The organism is Gorillibacterium timonense (genome assembly GCF_001457415.1).
GTDB lineage: Bacteria > Bacillota > Bacilli > Paenibacillales > NBRC-103111 > Gorillibacterium > Gorillibacterium timonense.
Map to the genome: position 1 here is coordinate 1508603 of NZ_LN881724.1, position 22871 is coordinate 1531473.

A 22871-nucleotide genomic window follows, 5' to 3' on the forward strand; every position below is an offset into this window, starting at 1 on the left:
CCGGGGAGGAAGATTATGGAAGCCCGTATTGAGAAAATTAAACATCAATTGCAGTCTCAGGGCTACAAACTGACACCTCAGCGAGAAGCCACCGTCCGGGTACTCTTGGAGAACGAAGAGGACCATTTGAGTGCAGAAGACGTTTTTATGCTCGTTAAGGACAAAGCGCCCGAGATTGGGCTGGCAACCGTCTATCGAACACTCGAATTGCTGAGCGAGCTTCATGTGCTGGAGAAAATGAACTTTGGTGACGGAGTTGCCCGTTACGATCTCCGCAATGACCGAGCCCGGCACCATCACCACCATATGATCTGCGTGCAATGTGGATCGGTGAATGAGATTATGGAGGACTGGCTGTCACCGCTGGAGAATAAACTGGAAGAGGAATTCGGCTTCAAAGTCCTCGATCACCGCCTGGATTTCCAGGGGATATGCAGAGCCTGTGCGGAGAAGAACAAGCAGAAGGTTCCTCCCGTTCCATACACCAGCAGCACCCTCTGATGCGCACCCGCGCAGCAGGAGGGTGTTCTTTATTTGAATAGGTTCCGCTTCTCCTTCATAGGCTTTAACAAGAAGTCAATATGAAGCTGCGAGGAGGATCGTGATGGTACTTTCCCTAAGGAAGTTGATTCGGCGGACAACCTTCCTTCTTCTTCTCATTCTGGGTTCCTATCTCTTGCACGACTTAACGGCGAACTTGAGAGAGTGGACGAAGGTTCCCCCGACAAATGGCGATGGAACAACGGTTACTGCCGCGTTCCATGCGGACGACAAACCCGCGTACGGACTGTCGCGTTTGGAGCGGTTGAAGCTGTTTTACCGGCTTGGGGAATGAGGAAAAGAAACATGAAGAGCAAATTCCGGGAGGATCAAGCAGGAATTTCCTTCGGTTGTGTGGAATGAAATGGGCGGGGGTTTTATTCCGGGAACCATAGGACAAGGGGCATCGATGTTATGGAAGCATGGCTTCAAACCTTCATTCATCATCTATCCGCCGAAAAAGGCTTGGCGCCTAATACCTTGGATTCGTACGAGCGGGACATCAGCCAATATCTTGCTTATTTGCAAGAGGATGGCATCATCGACATCCGCGATTCTAGACGAGTCCATATCCAAAAGTATCTGCATGAACTGAAAAATCGCGGAAGAGCGGCTTCGACCGTGTCGCGGTCTCTCGTATCCATTCGTTCCTTCTATCAGTACCTTTCGAATGAGAACGTCATCTCGGGTGGCAATCCGGCGCTTCAATTGGATGCTCCCAAGCTGGACAAGAGGCTCCCTCATGTGCTCAGCGTCGATCAGGTGATCAAGCTTCTGGAAGCTCCTGAGACGGGCACACCGGCAGGCGTTCGGGACAAGGCAATGCTCGAAATGCTGTATGCGACCGGCATGCGTGTGACCGAGCTGATCTCTCTGGATATCTCGAAGGTGAATCCCGAGCTCGGTTTCATCGAGTGCAGCGGGAAGAACAAGGAACGGGTCATCCCGATTGGGAAAACGGCGGCCAAATGGCTGCGGCTCTATCTCTCGGAGATGCGGACCCTTATGTTGAAGCAGCAGGGCGACGAGCCGGCCTTGTTTGTCAATCATCTCGGTACGCGGCTCACTCGGCAAGGCTTTTGGAAGATCATGAAGAAATACGCTAGAGAAGCCCGGATCGAGCAGGAGATCACTCCGCACACCCTTCGTCATTCGTTTGCGACTCACCTTCTGGACAATGGCGCCGATATTCGCTCCGTTCAGGAGATGCTGGGGCATGCGGATATCTCCACGACCCAGATCTACATCCAGACGATGAAAAGCAATCTGAAGGAAGTCTATGATCGGGCACATCCCCGCGCCAAGGAAGAGATTTCGTCACAATCGATTTAGTGGGTGTGGAATCGGGTAAATTTGTACAAGGGGTACAAACTAAGAACGGCATGTCTTCCGGTTTACGGAAGACGATGGAACGTTTTGTCATGTAGTCGATTACTGGAAAAAGCTCCTGCGACGGAGCTTTTTACCTTCAAGGAGGAGCTTTTGCATGAGTTTTCGCAGAATTTGCTTGATTGTATTGGATAGCGTGGGAATCGGCGAACTGCCGGATGCACCGGACTTTCATGATGAGGGAGCACACACGCTTGGACATATCGCGGAGAGAGTCGAAGGCTTCTCGCTGCCGAATCTCCAGAAGCTCGGCTTGGGAAATATCGCAAAGCTGAAGAATGTCCTGGCGGCCGCTAAACCGGAAGGGTATTTCGGCAAGCTGGCGGAGGTATCGGTAGGGAAGGACACGATGACGGGACACTGGGAGATCATGGGGTTGAAGGTGGATGTCCCGTTCAATACGTACCCGGACGGCTTCCCGGATGCTTTGCTGGAGGAGTTTGTGAAGAGAACCGGACGCAAGGTCATCGGCAACAAGCCGGCATCCGGTACGGAAATTCTCGACGAGCTTGGCGAAGAACAAATGAAAACAGGCGCGTGGATCGTCTACACATCGGCGGACAGCGTTTTCCAAATTGCTGCCCATGAAGATATCATTCCGCTCGACGAGCTGTATCGTGCCTGCAAGATTGCCCGAGAGCTGACCATGAGCGAAGAATATTCGGTCGGACGGGTCATCGCCCGTCCTTACAAAGGGGAGCCGGGGAATTTCAAGCGGACACCTAACCGGCATGACTATGCGGTCAAGCCGCCGGCCCCTACCGTCATGAACAAGCTGCAGGAAGCCGGGCTCGATGTAATCGCCATCGGCAAAATCAATGATATTTTCGTCGGCGAAGGGGTTACGGAGGCGACTCCCACCAAGAGCAACGAGCATGGCGTCGAGGTGACGATCGAGACGATGGGACGTGATTTCCGTGGACTTGCATTCACCAACCTTGTCGATTTTGACTCCCTGTACGGTCATCGCCGCGATCCGCAGGGCTATGGACAAGCGCTCATGGATTTCGACCGTTCCTTACCGGACATCATGGCTAAGCTGACGAAGGAGGATCTGCTCATTCTCACCGCCGACCACGGCAACGACCCGATCCATGCCGGAACGGATCATACCCGCGAATATACCCCGCTCCTGGTTTGGAGCCCTGCTTTCGCGGAAGGTGGAGAACTTGGCATTCGCGCCACGTTCAGCGATATCGGAGCCACGGTAGCCGATAACTTTGGCGTCAGCCTGCCGGAATACGGGACGAGCTTCTTGTCCGAATTGAAGAAAGGCTGATCTTCACGATCAAGTCCAAGCTCTAAGCAACAGTCAACTTTGATGGAGGCATTCGAAACCTATGCGCACAGTCGATCTGATCCAGAAGAAACGCGACGGGCATGAACTGTCCGAGGAAGAGATCGCTTTTCTCATTGATGGATACACAAAGGGGGAAATCCCCGATTATCAAATGGCCGCTTGGGCGATGGCGGTTTATTTTCAAGGCATGACGGCGGCAGAGACGGCCCAGCTCACGATGGCGATGGTCCGCTCGGGCGAACAGATGGATCTGAGCGGAATCCCTGGAGTGAAGGTCGACAAGCATTCCACGGGGGGAGTTGGCGATACGACGAGCCTGCTGCTCGTTCCGCTCCTTGCCGCTGCCGGGGTTCCGGTCGCCAAAATGTCAGGCCGCGGCCTTGGGCATACGGGCGGAACCATCGATAAGCTGGAAGCCATACCGGGATTCCGCACCGAGCTGACGCGGGACGAATTCATCGATCAAGTGAAAGCGGTCGGAGCTTCGATCATTGGACAATCCGGCAACTTCACTCCGGCCGACAAGAAGCTGTATGGCCTGCGCGATGTTACCGCGACAGTGAATTCCATTCCGCTCATCGCAAGCTCCATCATGAGCAAGAAGATCGCTGCGGGAGCGGATGCCATCCTCCTCGATGTGAAGACGGGCGGCGGCGCCTTCATGAAGACGCTCGACGATTCGATCAAGCTGGCGCAAGCGATGGTCGCCATCGGCACGGAAGTCGGCAGGGAGACCGTAGCGCTCATCACCGGTATGGAACAGCCGCTCGGCAGCTCCGTAGGCAATGCGCTTGAGGTGAAGGAAGCGATTGAAGCCCTGCATGGCCTTGGTTCGCCTCGGCTGCAGGAAGTAGCCCTGACGCTCGGTTCCCATATGCTCGTGCTCGGCAGGAAAGCGAGTGATTTGGCCGAAGCGCGGAAGACCTTAGCCGAACGGATTACCGACGGCTCTGCGCTTGCGAAGCTGAAGGAGCTGGCTACTGCTCAGGGAGGAGATGCCTCGGTCATCGACGATCCGTCGCTTTTGCCGGCGGCTTCCCGTGTGGAAGTGATCCCTTCCGGCGAAGATGGATACGTGCAGGCCATCGAAGCGGAAGAGATCGGATTGGCTGCGATGATGCTGGGAGCGGGGAGGCCGACGAAGGAGGCCAATATCGATCTGGCGGTCGGCATCGTTCTTCACAAGGGGATCGGAGACGCTGTGAAAAAAGGTGAACCGCTTGCGGAGCTTCATGTCAACTCGCCTGAGCCTGTGGTGGCGGAGGTTGTTGACCGGGTGATTCGAGCTTTTACGCTGTCTTCGCAGCCGGTTGAGAAGCCGCCTTTGGTCTATGCGGTTGTCTCGAAGAATGGCGTGGAACGGCTGGACGGTGTCCGCACATGAGCGATTCACCGAGCCGAATGAGCGACAAGAGCTGCTGCCAAGACGAAATGCTGGCCAAACCGTTGGTTTGGCCAGATCCGCTGGAGCTTCTCGACCGATCCGCCGAATTGGACGACTCGGATATCGCCCTCCCTTTCGCGCTCGATGAGCTGCTTTGCAAGCGCGTTGGAGAAGGAGGACAGCCGATCGTTCACCTGTGGCGGCATCCCCGGGCATTCGTGATGGGGCTTCGGGACAGAAGGCTGCCGCATGCCGAGGAAGCCATGAACGGGTTGAAGGAACAAGGCTATCAGGTTCTTGTGCGCAATTCGGGAGGAGCGGCAGTACCGCTTGATCCCGGGGTCGTCAATGTCTCGCTGATCCTGCCGAATCCGACGAGGTCGCTTGCCTTCCGCCAAGACTTCCGCTATATGGTGGAGCTCGTCAAAGGAGCGCTCGCCGCGTCCGGGAGAACGGTGGAAGCGGGAGAGATTGGCGGCGCTTATTGTCCCGGCGATTATGACCTAAGCATCGACGGACGGAAGTTTTGCGGGATCGCACAGCGCAGACAAACCAAAGCGTTCGTCGTCCAGGGCTTTATCGTCGCCGATGGCAGTGGGAAAGCCAGAGCGGAGCTTGTCCGCTGGTTCTACGAACGAGCGGTGGGAGCGTCAACTGCCAGAGTGGTGGAGCCTGTTCCTCAACCATCGAGCGGCAGCCCGATCGAAAGCTCCCAGTCCGTTGACAGCCGGGAACCGGATTACCCCGTGGTCCATCCGGAGACGATGGCTAGCCTCATCGAGCTCGGGGTTCCGGATGGCGCTGAAGGTTTTCTGTCCGGGATGCTGGGTTGGCTTCAGAAACAGGGCCAAGTGATACGGCTTGACGGTTCGGGTGTTTCACCGGAGGATGCAGAAGCGATGATAATGAAGCTGCGCAGCAGATACGATAGGTGAAAATAATCACAATTAATAATCGAATCTGGATTGGTACAGAGGATTTGCTAAGGAATTAAATCAAAGTCTGGAACTGTCCCGATCATGCACGAAGGACCTCACCCCCCCACCGTAAAGTGGAGAGTGAGGTCCTTTCTTTTTTTCTTGGGATTAGCCAAGAAAGTGGCGGATTCCTTCCGCAAGCCGGTTTTGCCAAAAGCCCCAAAGGTGCTTGCCGTCCGCTTCGACATAGGCCGTATCCGCTCCGCGCTCCTCCAAAAGCTTCTTGGCTTTGCGGTTACAGTCCAGGAAGTCAAAGGTTCCCCGGTCTGTTTTGACCTCCTCCTCCTGAAGACCGATCAGTTGGTACAGCTCCAAGCGGGACAAATCGGTTTCCTGCTCCAGCCTTTGGAGGGTGGGCTGCAAAAAGGCGCCGGATAGGGACAGTATCTTGTGAAAGAGCTCTGGGTAATCCAATGCAAGATGCAGAGAAACGGTGGCTCCAAGCGAGTCGCCTGCGAGAATGCGACCTTCCGCTTCGTTTTGTACGGGGAATTCCCGCTCAATGGAAGGAAGAACTTCTTCCACGACAAACCGGCTATAAGCGGTAAATCGGCTTCCGTCCGGAGAGTATTCTTCCGTGCGTACCGGCAGATCGACTTCAATTCCAACGATAACCGGTGAAACAATTCCTTCTTCTAGGACAAGATAATTGGTATGGGTGGCAATCCGGCCAAAGTTAAGGAATTCCAGACCGTCCTGGCAGTAGATGACCGGATAGGTAGCTAGCTCCGTGTAGCCGGGCGGCAGGTATACCCACAAACTCCGTTCCTTTTGGAGGTGACTTGAGGCGATCTGCCGTTTGAGTATGGTTCTTTTGTTGTATGACGCGCTGTCCAAAAACCGATCCCCCTTTGTACAAGTTGTTGTTCAACAATTCTTCAATTATAACAAGTTCATGTTCGATTCACCATTTTTTCGAACGGGTAATAACTAGGCGAGGTGTTTCAACTGTATCACTAATATTATAACGCTGTTTCGTAACAGATGATTAAAATAATGTGATAAAGTTAACTTTTTTAGTGGCTTTTTTGCTGAGACAGTATTATAATATCGGTATAACAGCAAAACGATAAATTTCCAAGCGAGGTGCGGGAATTCATGAGTAAGGACTATGAAGTAACAGCAGGAGAAGTGAAGGCTCTTACCATCATCTCTCCAGAAGGAAAACTCATAAACGAAGCAGAAATGCCTGAGCTTAGCGATGAACAACTGAAAGAAATCATGCGCCGCATGGTGTTTACCCGGACATGGGATGAGCGGGCCATCAATTTGGGCCGCCAAGGTCGACTCGGCTTCTACGCGCCGGTATCCGGCCAAGAAGCTTCGATGGTCGGCAGCGAATTTGCACTCGAAAAAGAAGATTTCGTCTGCCCCGGCTACCGTGACATGCCTCAACTGGTCTGGCACGGACTTCCGCTATACCAAGCGTTCCTGTATTCCCGTGGTCATCAACACGGGGGACAAATTCCCGAAGGCGTCAACGTACTCATGCCGCAGATCATCATCGGCGCTCAAGTGCTTCACGCAATGGGAATCGCAATGGGCTTCAAGAAGCGCGGCAAGAAAAACGTCGCCATCACCTACACCGGGGACGGCGGTTCCTCCGAAGGCGATTTCTATGAAGCGTTGAACTTCGCCGGCGTATTCAAGCTCCCCGCCATCTTCGTGGTGCAGAACAACGGCTACGCCATCACCACTCCGTTCTCGAAGCAGACGGCCGCTCATTCGGTCGCACACAAATCCGTCGCTGCCGGTATTCGCGGCGTACAAGTAGACGGTATGGATGTCGTCGCCGTATACAAAGCCGTCAAGGAAGCAGCGGACCGCGGTCGCAACGGCGAAGGCCCGACGCTGATCGAAATTCTTACTTATCGCTTTAAGCCACACTCCTTGTCCGACGACACGACGAAGTATCGGACGAAGGAAGAAGAAAGCGAATGGGGTCACAAGGATCCCATCATCCGCTTCGGAGCATTCTTGGAATCGAAGGGCCTGTGGACGGAAGAAGACACGGCCCGAGTGAAGGATGAGGCCAAGGCCACAGTTGCCGAGCACATCAAGAAGGCCGAAGCAACGGAGAAGATGACGATTCCGGGTCTGATCGACAGCATGTTCGAAACCCCGACTCCTCAGCTGGCCGAGCAAAAAGCGGAATTTGCCTGATCCTTGCCTGATCCAGCTTCCCGGTCGGCATGACCAATGCGCCGGGTTTGGCTGAATAATAGAAAATAGCGGCATCACACAAGCAAGATTAGAACCCTGTGTAACTTAAGGAGGATATCGGTTGTCATGGCCCAAATGAACCTGAAAGAAGCGATCCGCGACGCCATCCGCGTCGAGTTGAAACGCGATGAGAACGTGCTCCTGTTTGGAGAAGACGTTGGACATGTAGGCGGCGTCTTCCGTGCGACGGAAGGGCTGCAAAAGGAATTCGGCGAAGAGCGAGTCTTCGATACGCCGCTAGCGGAATCGGCGATCGGCGGCCTTGCGGTCGGCCTCGCTGTTCAAGGCTTCCGTCCCATCGCCGAGATTCAATTCGTCGGCTTTATCTATGAAGCGCTGGACCAAATGCTTGTTCAATCCGCTCGTCTGCGCTACCGCTCCGGCGGCCGCTATAACGCCCCGATCGTATTCCGTACTCCGTTCGGCGGAGGCGTCAAAGCAGCTGAGCTGCATACCGACTCGCTGGAAGGCTTGGCCATCCAAACCCCCGGTATCAAGGTTGTCATTCCTTCCAATCCTTACGATGCCAAGGGCTTGATGATCTCGGCCATCCGCGACAACGACCCGGTCTTCTTCATGGAGCATCTGAATCTGTACCATGCGTTCCGTGCGGAAGTTCCGGAAGGCGAGTACACCGTGCCGATCGGCAAAGCCAATGTTGTTCGCGAAGGCAAGCACGCGACGATCTTGACCTACGGCCAAATGGTTCACAAATCCTTGCAAGCGGCGGAAGAGATCAAGAAATCGCGCGGAGTGGAAGTAGAGGTCATCGACCTGCGCACGCTCAGTCCGCTTGACATCGATACCATCGTCGAATCGATCAAGAAGACGAATCGCGCCATCGTCGTTCAAGAAGCTCAACGCATGGCTGGTGCGGCTCCGGAGATCATCGCGCAAATCAATGAAAAAGCCATTCTTCACCTGGAAGCACCGGTTCTTCGCGTAGGCGCTCCGGATACCATCTATCCGTTTGCCCAAATCGAAGATTCCTGGCTGCCGAATCCGGCTCGCATTGTGGAAGGCTTGAATAAAGTTCTGGACTTTTAATACAAGGAGGATAAGCTTGTGGCCAGATTTGAATATAAGTTTCCTGAACTGGGCGAAGGCCTGCATGAAGGCGAAATCGTCAAGATTCATATTAACGTCGGTGATACGGTGACCGATGAAGACATCATCATGGACGTCCAAAACGACAAAGCCGTCGTCGAGGTTCCTTGTCCGGTTAACGGGAAGGTATTGGAAGTCCGCGTGAAGGACGGACAGGTTTGCCACGTTGGCGAAGTTGTCGCCGTCATTGACGCGGAAGGCGATCTACCCGATCAGCCGGTTGATGAATCCCAAGATAGCGGCACGACCCATGCCCCCGAGAGCGAAGAGCAGATCAAGGGCAACATCGGGCAAGCCGTCGTCGAAAATGTAAAAGATCCGGCAATCGATGCACAGCCAGTTGCTCAAGCAGCGGCCGCAGCACCAGCCAAAGACCCGTCCGAAGTGCTCGCCACTCCGAGCGTGCGCAAGCTGGCTCGTGAGAAAGGCGTGAACATCGGTGCCGTTCCGGCTACCGGCAAGAACGAGCACGTCACCCGTGAGGACGTTCTGGCCTTCGCCGAAGGCAAGACCGCTCCGGCTGTCGCTCCCCAAGCTGCAGCATCGGCTGCTCCTGCTGCAGAAGCGGCTCCACAAGCCGCCAAGGCTGCCCCGGCATCGGTACCTGCAGGTCCTGGCGAAGAAGAGCGCGTACCGTTCAAGGGCATTCGCAAGGTGATCGCGAACGCCATGGTGAAGTCCGCTTACACCGCTCCGCACGTCACCTTGATGGACGAAGTGGACGTCACCAAGCTGGTTGAGTTCCGCAACCGCATGAAGCCGCTCGCCGAGAAGAAGGGCGTTAAGGTAACCTACCTGCCGTTCATCGTCAAGGCATTGGTCGCGGCATGCCGCGAATTCCCGATCTTGAACTCGACGCTGGATGAAGCTGCAGGCGAGATCGTGCTTAAGAAGTACTACAACATCGGAATCGCCACGGATACCGACAACGGCTTGATCGTTCCGGTCATCCATGACGCGGACCGCAAGAATCTGTTCAAGATTGCCGAATCGATTAAGGACTTGGCTTCCCGCGGTCGTGATGGCAAGCTCGCTCCGAACGAAATGAAGGGAAGCACCATCTCCATCACCAACATCGGCTCTGCCGGCGGCATGTTCTTCACCCCGATCATCAACTTCCCCGAAGTGGCGATCTTGGGTACCGGACGCATCACCGAGAAGCCGGTTGTGCGCAATGGAGAAGTCGTGGCCGCTCCGGTCATGGCGTTGTCTCTCAGCTTTGACCACCGCCTGATTGACGGTGCGACGGCCCAGAACTTCCTCAATCTGGTGAAGAACCTGTTGGCCGATCCTGATCTGTTCCTTATGGAGGTGTAAGCGATCATGGTAGTAGGTGACGCTTCTGTAGATATTGACGTAGTGGTAATCGGTGCGGGACCTGGCGGCTATGTGGCCGCCATCCGCGCCGCACAGCTCGGCAAGAGCGTGCTTGTCGTGGAAAAAGAATACATCGGCGGGGTTTGCTTGAATGTAGGGTGTATCCCTTCCAAGGCTCTGATCTCGGCAGGCCATCAGCTTGAAACGATCCAGCATGCAACCGATATCGGGATCAGCGCGGGAGAAACGAAAGTGGATTGGGACAAGGTTCAGGAATGGAAAGGCTCCGTCGTCAAGAAGCTTACCGGCGGCGTAGGAGCCCTGCTCAAGAAGAACAAAATCCAAGTCTATAACGGCGAAGCGATGTTCATCAACGAGCAGGAAATCCGCGTGTTCAATGACGAAGGTCAAGCGCGCTACCGCTTCAAGGACTGCATCATCGCCGTCGGCTCCCGGCCGATCGAGCTGAAGGCATTCCCCTTCGGCCCGCGGATCGTATCGTCGACCGGTGCGCTTGCTCTTAAAGAAATTCCGAAGAGCCTCGTGGTCATCGGCGGCGGCTACATCGGCATCGAGCTCAGCCAAGCGCTGGCCAAATTCGGCACGAAGCTGACGATTCTGGAAGGCTCGGGAACGATCTTACCCGGCTTCGAGAAAGACCTGTCCCAACTGGTCGTCAAGAAGCTGAAGGCATCTGGCGCTGAAATCTACACGGAAGCGATGGCGCAATCGTCTGAAGTCACCGACAAGGACGTCACCGTCACCTTCACCGTGAAGGGCGAAGAGAAGAAGGTAACTGCCGATTATGTGCTGGTGACCGTCGGACGCCGCCCGAACACCGACAACGAAGACTTCGGTCTTGGCATGATCGGCATCGAGATGGGCGATCGCGGCTTGATCAAGGTTGACAAGCAGGGCCGCACCAACAAGCCGCACATCTACGCCATCGGCGACATCGTCGCTGGACCGGCCCTCGCCCACAAAGCCTCCTACGAAGGCAAAGTAGCGGCGGAAGCCATCGGCGGATTGCCGAGTGAAGTCGAATACCGGGCCATCCCGCTCGTCGTCTTCTCCGATCCCGAGATCTCCAGTGTCGGTCTCAGCGAGACGGAAGCCAAGGAAAAGGGAATCGACGTCAAGGTATCCAAATTCCCGTTCGTGGGCAACGGCCGTGCACTGTCGCTTAACGCAGGAGAAGGCTTCATGAAGCTCGTTACGGCGAAGGATACCGGCCTTGTGCTCGGCTGCCAAATCGTCGGCATCGAAGCCTCCAATCTGATCGCCGAGCTCGGTCTCGCGATTGAGATGGGCGCAACTGCCGAAGACATCGCTCTCACCATCCACGCTCACCCGACCCTGGGCGAGATCACGATGGAAGCGGCGGAGGTCGCCCTCGGCCATCCCATTCACATCTAAGCCGGTCAGCTTCGCCTTTCGATAGGCGAAGCCTCCGGATGGTTTCCTCCATAAATAGATGAAATAAGGACCTTCATCGCCACTTGTTCAGCGGCTTTGAAGGTCCTTATTGCGTAGAGACGTGTAATAGAACACAAGGGATGTATGCCGTTTATGCCTTCGTGGATCTCCTTGTTCTTGGCTTTCTTTTTGTGGCCGGAGTCTCAACAAGCGTTTCAGCGGGTGTGTTTGTCGGAGCTTCGAATTCCGCACGATCCGCATTCGCAGCAGATCCTTTCGCGGTTCGTCTCCTTGTTTTTGTCGGAGGACGGTTTGCTTCCGCTGCTACGGTGGCTTCGGTTACGGCTAACTTAGCAGATTCACCCTTAGCCTCTACTACAGCCGCCTTCTCGGTTGAATCATCCTTAGCGTCAACAACAGGCTTCCCGGCTGCTCCATCCTGAGCGTCAGCCACTGTTTCATCGGCTGGCAATCCGGCTGCTTTCGCAGCGGTTCCTTTAGGGCCTCTCTTCCTCGGTTTTGCAGGAGGAAGCTTTTCGACGGCAGCCTCTTCAGCTGTATCTGAGGGTTCCGCCGTCCCAATGACATCGTCCGCAGCTGTCTTTGCAGCCGGTGCAAGGTCAGCTTCCGCAGTTTCTTCCACAGATCCAGTTAAGCTGGCGCTTGGCTTCTCTGCGTCCTCCAGCTCAGCTGTTAAGCTGGCATAGGATACCGACTCGGGCTTCAAAATCGCTTCCGCAGCCTGCGGATCGGCCTCTTCCGGCTCGGGCTCCGGAAATCCTCCTAGCAGGGTATCGAGGGCTCGGCTGTATTTTTTCAGCCGATCTTTGTCCTTTGATGATTTCTTGCGATTGCGCAGGGGAGCCATGTTGTCCTGGAGATCAAGAATTTTTACGCGACGCGCCAAGGAATTTTGCTTGATGCGGAGAATAAAATCCTCGTAGGATTCTTTCTTTCGCCGGGAGAGAGCGTCGATCGCACTTACGATCCGCTCGTCGAAGCCTTCCTCCCGGAGTTGCTCAAGGGTGAGATCGGTGTCTTCGATGGTGTCGTGAAGAACGGCGATGATTTGCTCATCCTCTGTCAACGCGTTCAACATCAGACGCAGCGGGTGAAACAGATAAGGCTGGTTTCCTTTGTCCTTTTGTCCATCGTGATGCTTGGCGGCAAGTACGATCGCTCGGGTTAACGTTGCCATTCCCATTCATCCTTTCCATCCATCGGAAATCAAGACTTTGGAGCGCTTTTTTCCATTTTCCCATATTTTCTGAAAGAAAGATATTCCTTCCGTTTCAAACTCATTAATATCGGCTTAACAATTCCATGGCATACTAGAAGTGAATACCGAATCTTGTCGACGTAGGACGTCGAAAACGGGTGGTACATAATGAAAACCGAAGAAACCATGCAGGAAATAACCCGCTACATCAATCGGGAGTTAAGCTGGATCGAATTTAACCGCCGCGTGCTGGAGGAAGCTCAGGATAAAGACACCCCTCTCCTGGAGAAGGCAAAATTCCTCGGCATCACCGCATCCAATCTCGACGAGTTCATGAGCGTCCGGGTGGCGGGACTGCTTGATCTGCAAAAAAGTGGGTATAGCAAAAAGGACTTTACCGGCTACGCTCCCGCGAGTCTCTTGCGTAGAATCTTCAAACGAACCTCCGGGTTCGTTACGGAGCAGTACAAGGCCTACAAGGATTTGACCAGGCAGCTGGCCCGGCACGGCATTCGCATTCATACCTTTGAAGAGCTGTCGCAAACTCAGCAAAAAGCAGCCAATCAGTATTACCATCAGATCGTGTTTCCGGTATTGACGCCGATGGCGATCGATCAGTCGCGACCTTTTCCGCTCATCAACAGCTTGGGGATTTATTTAGCAGTCGTGCTCGTTCGCAATGAGGATGCGGGAGTAGAGGACGCTCCGCTTCATTTCGCGGTCGTGCGGGTTCCGGCCAACTTTTCCCGGCTCGTTCAAGTTCCCTCACGCGGGAAGGCAAAAGCTCATTTTATCTTCTTGGAAGAGCTGATCCGCGAGCATATCGAGACTCTGTTCAACGGCTACGCGCCCATCTCCGTCCATGCCTTCCGCTTGACCCGCAATTCCGACTTGGCTTTGGATGAAGAAGCGGCGGAGGATCTTCTGGAAGAGATTGAGAAGGAACTGCGCAAACGGCGCTGGGGAACGCCGGTCCGGCTTGAGGTCGAGAAGGGAATTCATCCTTATGCCCTCGAACAGCTGATTGAGGAGTTTGAAATCTCTTCCGCCACTGTCTTTGAGATCGACGGTGGGCCGCTGGATCTCGGCTGCTTGACCCGAATGCCGGATCTCATCAAAGAGAACACCAGTCTGAAATACCCGGAAATTATACCGAGTTATCCGCAGGAATTTCTGGAAGAGGATTCGCTCTTTGATGTGATTCGCAAGAAAGACGTTCTTATCTATCATCCTTATGAGTCGTTCCAAGCGGTGAATGATTTCGTGATCGAAGCGGCAGAGGACCCCCAAGTTCTTGCCATCAAGATTACACTGTACCGGGTTAGCGGCAACTCGCTGCTCGTTCGTGCTTTGGAACGTGCAGCCGAGTATGGCAAGCAGGTGACCGTCGTGCTGGAGCTAAAGGCGCGATTTGATGAAGAGCGTAATATCGCATGGGCGAAACGGCTTGAAAAAGCGGGCTGTCACGTCGTCTACGGGCTCGTCGGCTTGAAGACGCATGCGAAGGTCACCCAGATCATCCGCCAGGAAGAGGATGGACTGCGCCGGTACATGCATGTGGGGACGGGCAACTACAATGAAAATACGGCGAAGCTGTACACGGATGTCGGATTGTTCACCGCCGATTCGGAAATCGGTGAGGATGCATCTTCTCTGTTCAATGAGATAACCGGTTATTCTTCCGCCCCCCGGATGAACCAGCTGATCCCGGCGCCGACCTGGATGGCTCAGGAGTTTGCCCGGCTCATCCAGCGGGAGACTCTGAACGCGCAGCAGGGGAAGCCGGCACGCATCATCGCCAAGGTGAATTCCTTGTCCAATCAAGACATCATCGATCTTCTGTATGAAGCGTCTCAGGCAGGAGTACAGATTGATCTGATCGTGAGAGGCGTCTGCTGCTTGCGTCCGGGTGTGCAGGGCTTGAGCGAGAATATCACGGTCCGCAGCATCATCGACCGTTATTTGGAGCATTCCCGGCTCTTCTATTTCGAGAATGACGGCGATCCGGAAGCGTGGTTGTCCAGTGCAGACTGGATGACGCGAAACTTGACCAGACGGGTGGAAGTCATGTGTCCGGTGCGCAATCGCTGTACGCGCGACACTCTCTTCCGCATCTTGAAGCTGCATCTGAAGGATACGGTGAAGGCTCGCCATCTTCAGCAAAACGGAACCTATATCCGCATGGCAGACGAAGGAGTCGCGTTCCGCAGCCAGTTTGAGGCCGTGAAGATCAAGTCGTGGAAGAAGCCGCTGAAACGGAGTTAAAGCGGGATGTAATCTCGGCAATAATCGTAAATTGGGTGAAATCGGGATGAAACTGGGGAAATCCGTTTAGAATCGCATTGGAACGTTGAGCCAAAAAGAAGCGTTCGCCTATCACTGAAACAGTGTCAGGCGGACGCTTCTTTATGTGGTTCGAAGTCATCTATGTTCCTGTAGCAAGCGCTTATGCTTGTTGCTCTTTAACAGCGAATCGGAGCGGGAAGCCCCAAGTCTTGCGGAAATCATCCGAAAGCTTCATCGCGGCATCAAGTTCCGCATCGGGAGCCGATTTGCAGGTCAGTCGAAGCAGCGGAGCGCCGTCGGACGTGACGATTTCAATCCGGGATACACAGCTTTGGCGTCCGGAATCGAGGGCAGAGGCGAGCTGCAGCAAGGTTCCGAGCGCAACCGCTGTTGACAAATCCGCCTCCGTCAGCAAATCCTGATGGGCGAGAAAGGCTTTGCGCGACTTTTTCTTGCCGGTATGGGCCGCAATCAAAGCGGCCAGGACGACCTCGCGATGCTCCAGCCCGTTCAAACGAGAATGGGTGATCCAATAGAACGTATGGGCCGGATAGGTATAGTAATTGATGGCGGCTCCGATCCGGAACAGCTTGGAGGCGGCGTAGAGGCTGTTCCGGGCATCGCTTCCGAGCCGGTGATAGGCCTTCAGCCCGTCGAACAGCTGCAGGGCCAAACGATGAACTTGCTCCACATGAGGAGTCGATTCGATCCCGGCATTGTGCATGAGAATCTGGATGCTGTGAGCAAGCACATGATCCGTCATGGGTTGATCTGGACAAGAGGTTTCGTAATAAACCCCTTCGCGCAGCCCGGTTCCACTGACTATGCAGGTTGAGGCTCCCGTATGCATAAGTGCGGTCTGGAGCAGAACGAGCCCTGGTACCAGAATGTCTGCGCGATCCGCATTCAAGCCGTCTACCTTCAGCTTCTGTGCCAGCGTCATGCTGCCGAGCAGGTCGATGGTTTCATGTACGGTAATAAGGGGAATGCGGTAATTATGGGTGAGCGGCAAGGAATACCCGGATCGCTTCTGGGTAAGCTTGGCCAAAGTCCGAATCGTGCCTCCGAGCCCGATCAGCGGCAGACCCGGATGCTGGCGCAGCCAAGGCTGCTGCTCGAACAGCGTTTCCGCCATCACGCGAATGTCACGCAGACTGGTTTCATCCGTTACCCCATTAGGTGTGAAGCGCTTGGCCGTATTTACAGCCCCGAATGGGAAAGAAACCGAATGAATGATTTTACGGTCGCGGAACAACGTGATCTCTGAGCTTCCACCTCCGATATCGATCAGGAAGCCGTCAGAGATATCCATGGCATTCATGACGCCGATGAAGCCGTAACGCGCTTCGTCCTCATCGCTTGCGATTTCGATGACAAGCCCCGTCGCTTCGTGAAGCGCATCCACGACTTCGTGGGAGTTCGTTGCGTTGCGAATGGCCGCTGTGGCGACAGAACGGATAAAATCAGCGCGGTACGCTTCGCAGAGAGAGCGAAAGTGAAGCAGCGTGGCGATAAGCTCATCCAATTGATCGAGCGGCAGAGACCCGTCGCGGGCGACCTTGCTGATCAGACGGATCGTTTTTTTGCTTTCTTCCACAATGCGGTGAATGCCGTGTCCGGCATCCTCGTACAGCACTAAGCGTACGGAGTTGGAGCCGATATCGATGATGCCGAACAGCCGGGTTTGAGTCATGCTGTATCCTCCTGTAGACGGATTTCGATTGTCCTCTATTCTACCACGGATGGGTCATTCACCCAAAGGATGAAACTCATTTTTTTCACGGACGATCTTTTTGACAACTAAAAAATGGATTAGTTAAATAAGAGGGTGATAAGAATATTTAGGTCTACTCTTTTTTATGGTGTCGTTGTTGTACTGGCCTCACTCCTTCTTGCGCAGTTTAATCCGCAATTAGCAATTCGATTGACAGGTCTTTGCGCAGGTGTTCCGATCATTCTCGCTATGATTTTTTCCGGATCATTGAACTCCGGAGACCGTCTGAGGGCCAATTATTCAAGAGAAACTCAAAGCGAGCGCGACCAAAGATATTATTTGAGCGGAGCGTTATTCAAGTTCGGAATCCCCAATCTGCTGCTTGCTATCCATTTATTTTACAAGCATTATATTCCCTGATTTTGGGAGAAGTCGGTTTTTGCATCCTTATGTAGCGCTTAGTAGCGGAGGCAAAACTCCGCAGCGAAGAAATCGATAAACGGGTCGTGAGGCGTGAGATCGAGCCGGAGCCGGTTTGGGGATACCAAGTGCAACCGAAGCTTTAAGCGATTTCTGCTTCGAGGCTTACCGATGGTGAGTCAGAAGGTCAGGTGGCTTTTCCTTGTCCACAATCTGCTCAAGAAGGCAGCGATAGACACCAAAAACGAAGGAGCTAAGCGAAAACAAACCGCTTAGCTCCTTCGTCTCGTTTCTTTGGTTGTTTCATTTGTTCATGGGTCGTTCCAAAGCTTACTTTTAAGACACCCTCATCATGTTTATGACAATCGTTCCACTCACCTATTCTTACGGCTTCGAAGAGGCAGCGGGAGCTTTAGCCGAATCGGCAGATGAACTGGATGTCGAGCTGCTCGCCTGCGGGCTGATGCTGTCGAGGTCGATGAACGGAGTAGCTCCGCCGGTAACCGTGGGGAGCTTGCCGTCCCACTTCTCGAGCGCTTTCTCCTGCACTTCAATCTGCTTGAGCTGAATCAGCTCCGGCGTAACTTCCTGCTTCTTCAACCGCAGTGATTCGGCTTCGGCCTGCGCTTGGGCGATCTTTTGCTTCGCTTCGATTTCAATCCGCTTCAGGTCGTTCTCGGCCTGCATCGCCTTTTGGGATGCGATCTGCTTCGCTTCGATCGAAGCGTTGAAGGCATCGGCAAATTCGAAGTTGACGATACTGATATCGGTTACGATCAGCTGATAATTGCCAAGCCGCTTGGACAAGCCTTCCTTGACCTCAACGGCGACCGTATCGCGCTTCTGGATCAACTCCTCCGCGGTGAACTTACTCGTCACGGATTTTAACACTTCCTGGATGGCTGGAGCGACGATGCGGCTTGCATAGTCGGGACCTACGTTGTTGTACAGCTTGTAAGCGCCCGCTGCGTCAACTCGGTAGTTGACCGCGATGTTCGTATGGGTGATCTGCAGATCGCGGGAAGCCGCCGCGGCTTCTGCTTCGGATTTGGTTACCTGAACATTGACGGGGATGATCGTCTGAACGAACGGAACCTTCAGGTGCAGCCCTTCCTTCAACGTCTCGCTGCTCATTTTCCCGAGCGTCTTGCGGATGCCCACATGGCCGTATTCAACAACGGCAAAACTGTTGAACAGCACGATGACAATGACGAGAGCGAGCGCGGTCCATCCGATGATGCGGGGCGCCGGATTCTTCTTTCCCTTATAGGGAACTTCTGTACTCATGGATATGTCCTCCTCTATCTTTTTCACGATGTGCTGTTACATACGGAAGAAGGGACCCCCTCGTTTCACTCGCAAGGGAATATTATCGGATATTTCCGTCAAGAATGGAAAAGAAGGAATACCGGATATTTCCAATATGGGAGGAACTTCCACAATGAAGAAGATGCTAGCTTTCTCAGTTGCGCTCCTGCTGACGTTGAGCGCTGCGCTTCCCGTACTCCATGCCGATGAGAAAAAAGCGGTTCCCGTCGCCGATTATGCACCAGGTGCCAAGTCCGCCGTCTTGATTGACAGCGATACAGGAACCGTCCTCTACGAGAAGAACAAAGATACGAAGCTGCCCCCGGCCAGCATCACCAAGATCATGACGATGCTTCTCATCATGGAGGCGCTGGACCAAGGGAAGATCGCGATGACGGACAAGGTGAGGACGAGCGAAAACGCGGCCTCGATGGGCGGTTCGCAAATCTTTTTGGAGCCGGGCGAGGAAATGACGGTGGAGGAGATGCTCAAGGGCATCGCGATGGCCTCGGGAAATGACGCTTCGGTCGCGATGGCGGAGAAGCTTGCCGGAAGCGAAGAGGCGTTCGTCGCCCAGATGAATGCCCGCGCCAAGGAGCTCGGGATGAACAACACGCATTTTTCTAACTGCAACGGTCTTCCGGTTGACAATCATTATACGTCGGCCTATGACATTGCCATCATGTCGCGCGAGCTGCTCAAGCATCCGGAGATCACCAAATTTACGGGAGCCTATCAGGATTACCTGCGGAAAAACTCCGCAAAGCCGTTCTGGCTCGTCAACACGAATAAGCTCGTGCGCTTCTACCCCGGAGCGGATGGGCTCAAGACCGGATTCACAGCGGAAGCTCGCTTCTGTCTCTCTGCAACGGCCAAGAAAGAAAGCTTGCGTGTAATCGCGGTCGTCATGGGAGAGCCGGATACGAAGACGCGCAATGCCGAAGTGTCCAAGCTGTTTGATTACGCCTTTGCTCAATTTGCCAGCCATCCGATTCTGAAGGCAGGCGATGTCATCGGAACCGTCAAGGTGGACAAAGGGATGGAGAAGCAGGTGACCCTCAAAGCCAAGACCCCTTACAGCATCCTGCTGAAGAAAGGCGAGGAGAAGGGGGATGTCCGCTTTGAGCTGAAGCTGGAGAGCCAGGTGAAGGCTCCGCTCCATGCTGGAGACAAGGTCGGGACGCTTGCCATTTACCGCAATAACGCTCTGCTGAGCGAGGTGCCGGTGGAGAGTCCTGCAAACGTAGCCAAGGCGGGTTGGTGGACCCTCTTTAAACGAACCTTTGAGCAGTTGGTCACCTTTTGAAGACATTGTCGGACTATGCCAGGTTTCTTCTAGTTTTGTTGCGTCAGTTCTAGTTTTGTCGGCCAGGCAGGAGAAGTATTTTGAGGTGTAGAAATCAATGTTCATGCCAAGGAAGGAGTGAGCTGAACGTTGAGTTTGCACATCGAAATCGAGAAAGGCGGACGCAAAACCTTGATCGTCCGACTGGCCGGCGAGCTGGATCACCACACCTCCGAGATTGTGAGATTGAAGATGGAAGAAGCCCTGCAGCGGGAGGGCAGCATCCACGTGATCTTGAGCATGAAGGATTTGACCTTCATGGACAGCTCAGGGCTCGGAGTCATTCTGGGCCGGTATAAGCAGATTACCGGTATGGGCGGCAAGATGGTCGTCTGCGACATTCATCCTTCCGTGCACCGGCTCTTCGAGATGTCCGGTCTCTACAAGATCGTATCCGTTAAGGAGAACGAGCGGCAAGCGGTATCCAGTCTGGAGGTCGTATCATGACAATGACAGGCTCCAATTTCATGAGGCTGGAATTTGCCAGCCGTTCCGAGAACGAAGCCTTCGCCCGGGTAGCAGTCGCCTCCTTCGCTTCCCAGCTGGACCCCGATATGAACGAACTGACTGACATCAAGACCGTCGTCTCCGAAGCCGTAACGAATTCGATCATTCACGGGTACGACAACCGTCCGGATCGGGTCGTGACGATCACGGCCCGCATTGAGGAGGATGTCCTCTATCTGACGGTGGAAGACGACGGAGCCGGTATTGCAGACCCCGAGCAGGCCCGTCAGCCCCTCTACACCTCGAAGCCCGAGTTGGAGCGCTCCGGCATGGGCTTTACCATCATGGAGAATTTCATGGATCGGGTGGAGATCGAAACGGAAGTCGGCAAGGGAACCGTCGTGCGCATGGTGAAGCGCATCGAATCGAAGAAAGCTCTATATAACTAAAGCAGGTTTGGGAATCTGCAGAAGAAGCCTGTAGTAGTCAGAAGGGGCATCAAGCGGGAAAAGGTGTTTATGAGTTGATCACGTACTAGGAGTCGAGCCTATGAATGGGGATTTGAAGCACGCTTCCGGGAGCTACCTGGACGACAGTGAAGTCAAACGCTTGATCGCCCTCAGCCAAGCGGGTGACGGCGTTGCCCGCGACACGCTGGTGAACTGCAACATTCGCCTCGTTTGGTCGGTGGTGCAGCGCTTCCTCAACCGGGGATACGAAGCCGAGGATCTGTTTCAGATCGGCTGTATCGGGCTCTTAAAAGCGGTTGATAAGTTTGACTTGTCCTTCGACGTCAAGTTCTCGACTTATGCCGTTCCGATGATCATCGGGGAAATTCAGCGCTTTCTAAGGGATGACGGCACTCTTAAGGTCAGCCGCTCCCTCAAGGAGCTCGCCAACAAAGTTCGGAAGGTAAAGGACGAGCTCTCCAAACAGTTCGGACGGCTGCCCACCATCAAGGAGGTGGCCGACGAGCTCGGAATATCGCCTGAAGATGTGGTGTTTGCCCAAGAAGCAAATAAGCCGCCTTCCTCGATACACGAGACCGTGTTCGAGAATGACGGCGATCCCATCACGCTGATGGATCAAATATCTGATGATTCGCAAGAGAAATGGTTCGACAAAATGGCTCTTGGCGAAGCGATTGAACGGTTGAACGAACGCGAGCGGCTTATCGTCTATCTCCGGTATTACCGGGATCAGACACAGTCCGAGGTAGCGGGGCGGCTTGGCATCTCACAGGTGCAGGTCTCCCGTCTGGAGAAGAAGATCCTTCAGTCGATCCGCGACCAGATCGCCCAGTAGGCAGAAGAGGATTACGCGCTAAACCTTCTTTTTTGCTGATAGCGGACGATGAGCTGATCCAGCTCTTCACTGAGACGGACCACCTGTGGGTGCGCGAGGTTGTCTCGTCGGCCTGCAAGCCGATTCAACTGTTCCCGGAGCATCTCGATTTGATCGGAAATATGCGATAGGTCCATGTTCGTCTGGAAGGCTCCTTTCCAAAATAGCATGACTATCATATATAACCATATTAACCACCTATAGTAAAATGAATCTTTTCGTAACTTCGGTCATTTTGCAAAAAAAGAGCGAAGTGTCCCATATCGTTCATATTTTGTCAGTTTCCCGCCGGCTTGCAAAGGCCGGTTTTTCTTTGAAACGGAATGTTGAGCCAAACCGTATTACCGAAGTGACCTATGAAATGAGACAAACCCTACCAGCAGGTGCGGCAGTCCGCAAATTGAACATCGGGAGAGAAGACAAGTGATGGATACCTTGGAGATCACGGAACAAGCCGTTCGGTCTATGAATACGAAAATGATCAATGATTGGAAAAATTGGCTCCTCGTCTACAAATTCGCCCTGGACGAAGTCAACACGAAGCTCGAAATCTTGAATGAAGAATTCCAGTTCATCCACAATTACAATCCGATTGAGCACATGAAGTCCCGCTTGAAATCCCCAGAGAGCATCATCTCCAAGCTGAGGCGCAAGCAGCTGGATGTGACGATGGAGAACGCTCGCGAGCATATCCGCGACATTGCAGGAATTCGTATCATTTGCTCGTTTACGACGGACATTTATAAGATCATCGACCTGCTGTCCCGCCAAAGCGACGTTCAGGTGCTGAAGGTGAAGGATTACATCCAAAATCCGAAGCCGAACGGGTACCGCAGCGCCCATATGATCATCCTGATCCCTGTTTTCCTGACGGACCGAGTGGAGCAGGTTCCGGTTGAGATTCAGATTCGAACGGTCGCCATGGACTTCTGGGCGAGCCTGGAGCACAAAATCTACTACAAATTTGAAAGCGAGGTTCCCCAATCCATCACCGATCAGCTGAAGGATTCGGCGGAGCTCATCGATCTGCTCGACAAGCGGATGCTAGCCATTAATGAAGAGGTATCGGAATACAAGCAGGAAGAGAAGGAGCCTTCTCCGTTCCGGTTTTAACCGACAGGCCAAAACCTGACGC

General features: G+C 53.9%; 22 protein-coding genes and 1 pseudogene. 18 read left to right on the forward strand and 5 right to left on the reverse strand.

The genetic code is table 11. The annotated features are described in order from the left end of the window. Positions 1 to 15: 15 nt before the first annotated feature. The 6 genes from fur (at position 16) to BN2684_RS19485 (ending at position 5548) form a co-directional block, all read left to right on the forward strand. Entirely contained in the window at positions 16 to 501 is a 486-nt protein-coding gene (fur, locus tag BN2684_RS19460; RefSeq protein WP_058303774.1) for a ferric iron uptake transcriptional regulator, read from the forward strand. A 103-nt stretch (positions 502 to 604) separates the two neighbouring features. Then, on the forward strand, positions 605 to 835 hold the full coding sequence (locus tag BN2684_RS19465) for a hypothetical protein (RefSeq protein WP_058303775.1): 231 nt from the start codon (positions 605 to 607) through the stop codon (positions 833 to 835). A 119-nt stretch (positions 836 to 954) separates the two neighbouring features. Next, positions 955 to 1872 (forward strand): site-specific tyrosine recombinase XerD, encoded by a 918-nt coding sequence (gene xerD, locus BN2684_RS19470; RefSeq protein ID WP_058303776.1) that lies wholly within the window; start codon positions 955 to 957, stop codon positions 1870 to 1872. Positions 1873 to 2026: 154 nt separating this feature from the next. Next, positions 2027 to 3208 (forward strand): phosphopentomutase, encoded by a 1182-nt coding sequence (deoB, locus tag BN2684_RS19475; RefSeq protein WP_058303777.1) that lies wholly within the window; start codon positions 2027 to 2029, stop codon positions 3206 to 3208. 61 nt (positions 3209 to 3269) lie between these two features. After that, positions 3270 to 4613: a pyrimidine-nucleoside phosphorylase gene (locus BN2684_RS19480; RefSeq protein ID WP_058303778.1), complete on the forward strand. Its 1344-nt coding sequence runs from the start codon at positions 3270 to 3272 to the stop codon at positions 4611 to 4613. Beyond that, entirely contained in the window at positions 4610 to 5548 is a 939-nt protein-coding gene (locus BN2684_RS19485; RefSeq protein ID WP_234340279.1) for a lipoate--protein ligase family protein, read from the forward strand. Before BN2684_RS19480 ends, BN2684_RS19485 begins: the two co-directional genes overlap by 4 nt. 150 nt (positions 5549 to 5698) lie before the next feature. On the opposite strand, the gene BN2684_RS19490 is transcribed toward BN2684_RS19485, so the two are convergent. Continuing rightward, the gene (locus BN2684_RS19490) at positions 5699 to 6427 is read right to left on the reverse strand and encodes an alpha/beta hydrolase (RefSeq protein ID WP_058303779.1); all 729 of its coding nucleotides are present in this window, start codon (positions 6425 to 6427) and stop codon (positions 5699 to 5701) included. Between the two features lie 261 nt (positions 6428 to 6688). Between BN2684_RS19490 and pdhA the strand changes: the two genes are divergently transcribed. The 4 genes from pdhA to lpdA all read left to right on the forward strand — a co-directional run bounded on the left by pdhA (position 6689) and on the right by lpdA (position 11653). Continuing rightward, positions 6689 to 7753, forward strand: coding sequence for a pyruvate dehydrogenase (acetyl-transferring) E1 component subunit alpha (gene pdhA, locus BN2684_RS19495; RefSeq protein WP_058303780.1), 1065 nt, complete (start codon positions 6689 to 6691; stop codon positions 7751 to 7753). A gap of 126 nt (positions 7754 to 7879) precedes the next feature. Next, a complete protein-coding gene (locus BN2684_RS19500; protein WP_058303781.1) occupies positions 7880 to 8860 on the forward strand; it encodes an alpha-ketoacid dehydrogenase subunit beta in 981 nt (326 codons plus the stop codon). Between the two features lie 18 nt (positions 8861 to 8878). Further along, complete coding sequence (locus BN2684_RS19505) at positions 8879 to 10237, forward strand: dihydrolipoamide acetyltransferase family protein (RefSeq protein ID WP_058303782.1); 1359 nt, start codon at positions 8879 to 8881, stop codon at positions 10235 to 10237. 6 nt (positions 10238 to 10243) lie between these two features. Further along, a complete protein-coding gene (lpdA, locus tag BN2684_RS19510; protein WP_058303783.1) occupies positions 10244 to 11653 on the forward strand; it encodes a dihydrolipoyl dehydrogenase in 1410 nt (469 codons plus the stop codon). A gap of 151 nt (positions 11654 to 11804) precedes the next feature. Here lpdA and BN2684_RS25290 read toward each other — a convergent pair whose 3' ends face one another. Then, positions 11805 to 12851 (reverse strand): HD domain-containing protein, encoded by a 1047-nt coding sequence (locus tag BN2684_RS25290; RefSeq protein WP_082652085.1) that lies wholly within the window; start codon positions 12849 to 12851, stop codon positions 11805 to 11807. 189 nt (positions 12852 to 13040) lie between these two features. On the opposite strand from BN2684_RS25290, the gene ppk1 reads away from it, so the two are divergent. Then, entirely contained in the window at positions 13041 to 15137 is a 2097-nt protein-coding gene (gene ppk1 / locus BN2684_RS19520) for a polyphosphate kinase 1 (RefSeq protein WP_058303784.1), read from the forward strand. Positions 15138 to 15318: 181 nt separating this feature from the next. On the opposite strand, the gene BN2684_RS19525 is transcribed toward ppk1, so the two are convergent. Further along, positions 15319 to 16851, reverse strand: a complete 1533-nt coding sequence (locus BN2684_RS19525) for a Ppx/GppA phosphatase family protein (RefSeq protein WP_058303785.1) — start codon at positions 16849 to 16851, stop codon at positions 15319 to 15321. 135 nt (positions 16852 to 16986) lie between these two features. Here BN2684_RS19525 and BN2684_RS25430 point away from each other — a divergent pair, with 135 nt between their 5' ends. Next, positions 16987 to 17292 (forward strand): DUF5316 domain-containing protein, encoded by a 306-nt coding sequence (locus tag BN2684_RS25430; RefSeq protein WP_159065823.1) that lies wholly within the window; start codon positions 16987 to 16989, stop codon positions 17290 to 17292. Positions 17293 to 17336: 44 nt separating this feature from the next. After that, a pseudogene (locus BN2684_RS25495) lies at positions 17337 to 17568 on the forward strand (transposase); the annotation flags it as partial. Positions 17569 to 17676: 108 nt separating this feature from the next. Here BN2684_RS25495 and BN2684_RS19530 read toward each other — a convergent pair. Continuing rightward, positions 17677 to 18579, reverse strand: a complete 903-nt coding sequence (locus BN2684_RS19530; protein WP_058303786.1) for a prohibitin family protein — start codon at positions 18577 to 18579, stop codon at positions 17677 to 17679. Between the two features lie 154 nt (positions 18580 to 18733). On the opposite strand from BN2684_RS19530, the gene BN2684_RS19535 reads away from it, so the two are divergent. The 4 genes from BN2684_RS19535 (at position 18734) to sigF (ending at position 21697) form a co-directional block, all read left to right on the forward strand. Then, positions 18734 to 19906 (forward strand): D-alanyl-D-alanine carboxypeptidase family protein, encoded by a 1173-nt coding sequence (locus BN2684_RS19535; RefSeq protein WP_058303787.1) that lies wholly within the window; start codon positions 18734 to 18736, stop codon positions 19904 to 19906. Positions 19907 to 20035: 129 nt separating this feature from the next. Next, positions 20036 to 20392, forward strand: a complete 357-nt coding sequence (spoIIAA, locus tag BN2684_RS19540; protein ID WP_058303788.1) for an anti-sigma F factor antagonist — start codon at positions 20036 to 20038, stop codon at positions 20390 to 20392. Positions 20393 to 20394: 2 nt separating this feature from the next. Then, on the forward strand, positions 20395 to 20841 hold the full coding sequence (gene spoIIAB / locus BN2684_RS19545) for an anti-sigma F factor (protein ID WP_058304637.1): 447 nt from the start codon (positions 20395 to 20397) through the stop codon (positions 20839 to 20841). A gap of 100 nt (positions 20842 to 20941) precedes the next feature. Continuing rightward, on the forward strand, positions 20942 to 21697 hold the full coding sequence (gene sigF / locus BN2684_RS19550; RefSeq protein ID WP_058303789.1) for an RNA polymerase sporulation sigma factor SigF: 756 nt from the start codon (positions 20942 to 20944) through the stop codon (positions 21695 to 21697). An 11-nt stretch (positions 21698 to 21708) separates the two neighbouring features. Here the strand turns inward: sigF and BN2684_RS19555 are convergent, their stop codons facing one another. Next, on the reverse strand, positions 21709 to 21873 hold the full coding sequence (locus tag BN2684_RS19555; protein WP_159065824.1) for an aspartyl-phosphate phosphatase Spo0E family protein: 165 nt from the start codon (positions 21871 to 21873) through the stop codon (positions 21709 to 21711). Positions 21874 to 22162: 289 nt separating this feature from the next. Between BN2684_RS19555 and BN2684_RS19560 the strand changes: the two genes are divergently transcribed. Next, positions 22163 to 22849 (forward strand): GTP pyrophosphokinase, encoded by a 687-nt coding sequence (locus BN2684_RS19560; RefSeq protein ID WP_392389037.1) that lies wholly within the window; start codon positions 22163 to 22165, stop codon positions 22847 to 22849. Positions 22850 to 22871 lie beyond the last annotated feature (22 nt).

Excerpts from the sequence above, each read along its gene's own strand:
- fur (WP_058303774.1), top strand. The coding sequence starts at position 16 with ATGGAAGCCCGTATTGAGAAAATTAAACATCAATTGCAGTCTCAGGGC.
- BN2684_RS19465 (WP_058303775.1), top strand. The coding sequence starts at position 605 with ATGGTACTTTCCCTAAGGAAGTTGATTCGGCGGACAACCTTCCTTCTT.
- xerD (WP_058303776.1), top strand. The coding sequence starts at position 955 with ATGGAAGCATGGCTTCAAACCTTCATTCATCATCTATCCGCCGAAAAA.
- deoB (WP_058303777.1), top strand. The coding sequence starts at position 2,027 with ATGAGTTTTCGCAGAATTTGCTTGATTGTATTGGATAGCGTGGGAATC.
- BN2684_RS19480 (WP_058303778.1), top strand. The coding sequence starts at position 3,270 with ATGCGCACAGTCGATCTGATCCAGAAGAAACGCGACGGGCATGAACTG.
- BN2684_RS19485 (WP_234340279.1), top strand. The coding sequence starts at position 4,610 with ATGAGCGATTCACCGAGCCGAATGAGCGACAAGAGCTGCTGCCAAGAC.
- pdhA (WP_058303780.1), top strand. The coding sequence starts at position 6,689 with ATGAGTAAGGACTATGAAGTAACAGCAGGAGAAGTGAAGGCTCTTACC.
- BN2684_RS19500 (WP_058303781.1), top strand. The coding sequence starts at position 7,880 with ATGGCCCAAATGAACCTGAAAGAAGCGATCCGCGACGCCATCCGCGTC.
- lpdA (WP_058303783.1), top strand. The coding sequence starts at position 10,244 with ATGGTAGTAGGTGACGCTTCTGTAGATATTGACGTAGTGGTAATCGGT.
- BN2684_RS25290 (WP_082652085.1), bottom strand. The coding sequence starts at position 12,851 with ATGGCAACGTTAACCCGAGCGATCGTACTTGCCGCCAAGCATCACGAT.
- ppk1 (WP_058303784.1), top strand. The coding sequence starts at position 13,041 with ATGAAAACCGAAGAAACCATGCAGGAAATAACCCGCTACATCAATCGG.
- BN2684_RS19525 (WP_058303785.1), bottom strand. The coding sequence starts at position 16,851 with ATGACTCAAACCCGGCTGTTCGGCATCATCGATATCGGCTCCAACTCC.
- BN2684_RS19530 (WP_058303786.1), bottom strand. The coding sequence starts at position 18,579 with ATGAGTACAGAAGTTCCCTATAAGGGAAAGAAGAATCCGGCGCCCCGC.
- BN2684_RS19535 (WP_058303787.1), top strand. The coding sequence starts at position 18,734 with ATGAAGAAGATGCTAGCTTTCTCAGTTGCGCTCCTGCTGACGTTGAGC.
- spoIIAB (WP_058304637.1), top strand. The coding sequence starts at position 20,395 with ATGACAGGCTCCAATTTCATGAGGCTGGAATTTGCCAGCCGTTCCGAG.
- sigF (WP_058303789.1), top strand. The coding sequence starts at position 20,942 with ATGAATGGGGATTTGAAGCACGCTTCCGGGAGCTACCTGGACGACAGT.
- BN2684_RS19555 (WP_159065824.1), bottom strand. The coding sequence starts at position 21,873 with ATGGACCTATCGCATATTTCCGATCAAATCGAGATGCTCCGGGAACAG.
- BN2684_RS19560 (WP_392389037.1), top strand. The coding sequence starts at position 22,163 with ATGGATACCTTGGAGATCACGGAACAAGCCGTTCGGTCTATGAATACG.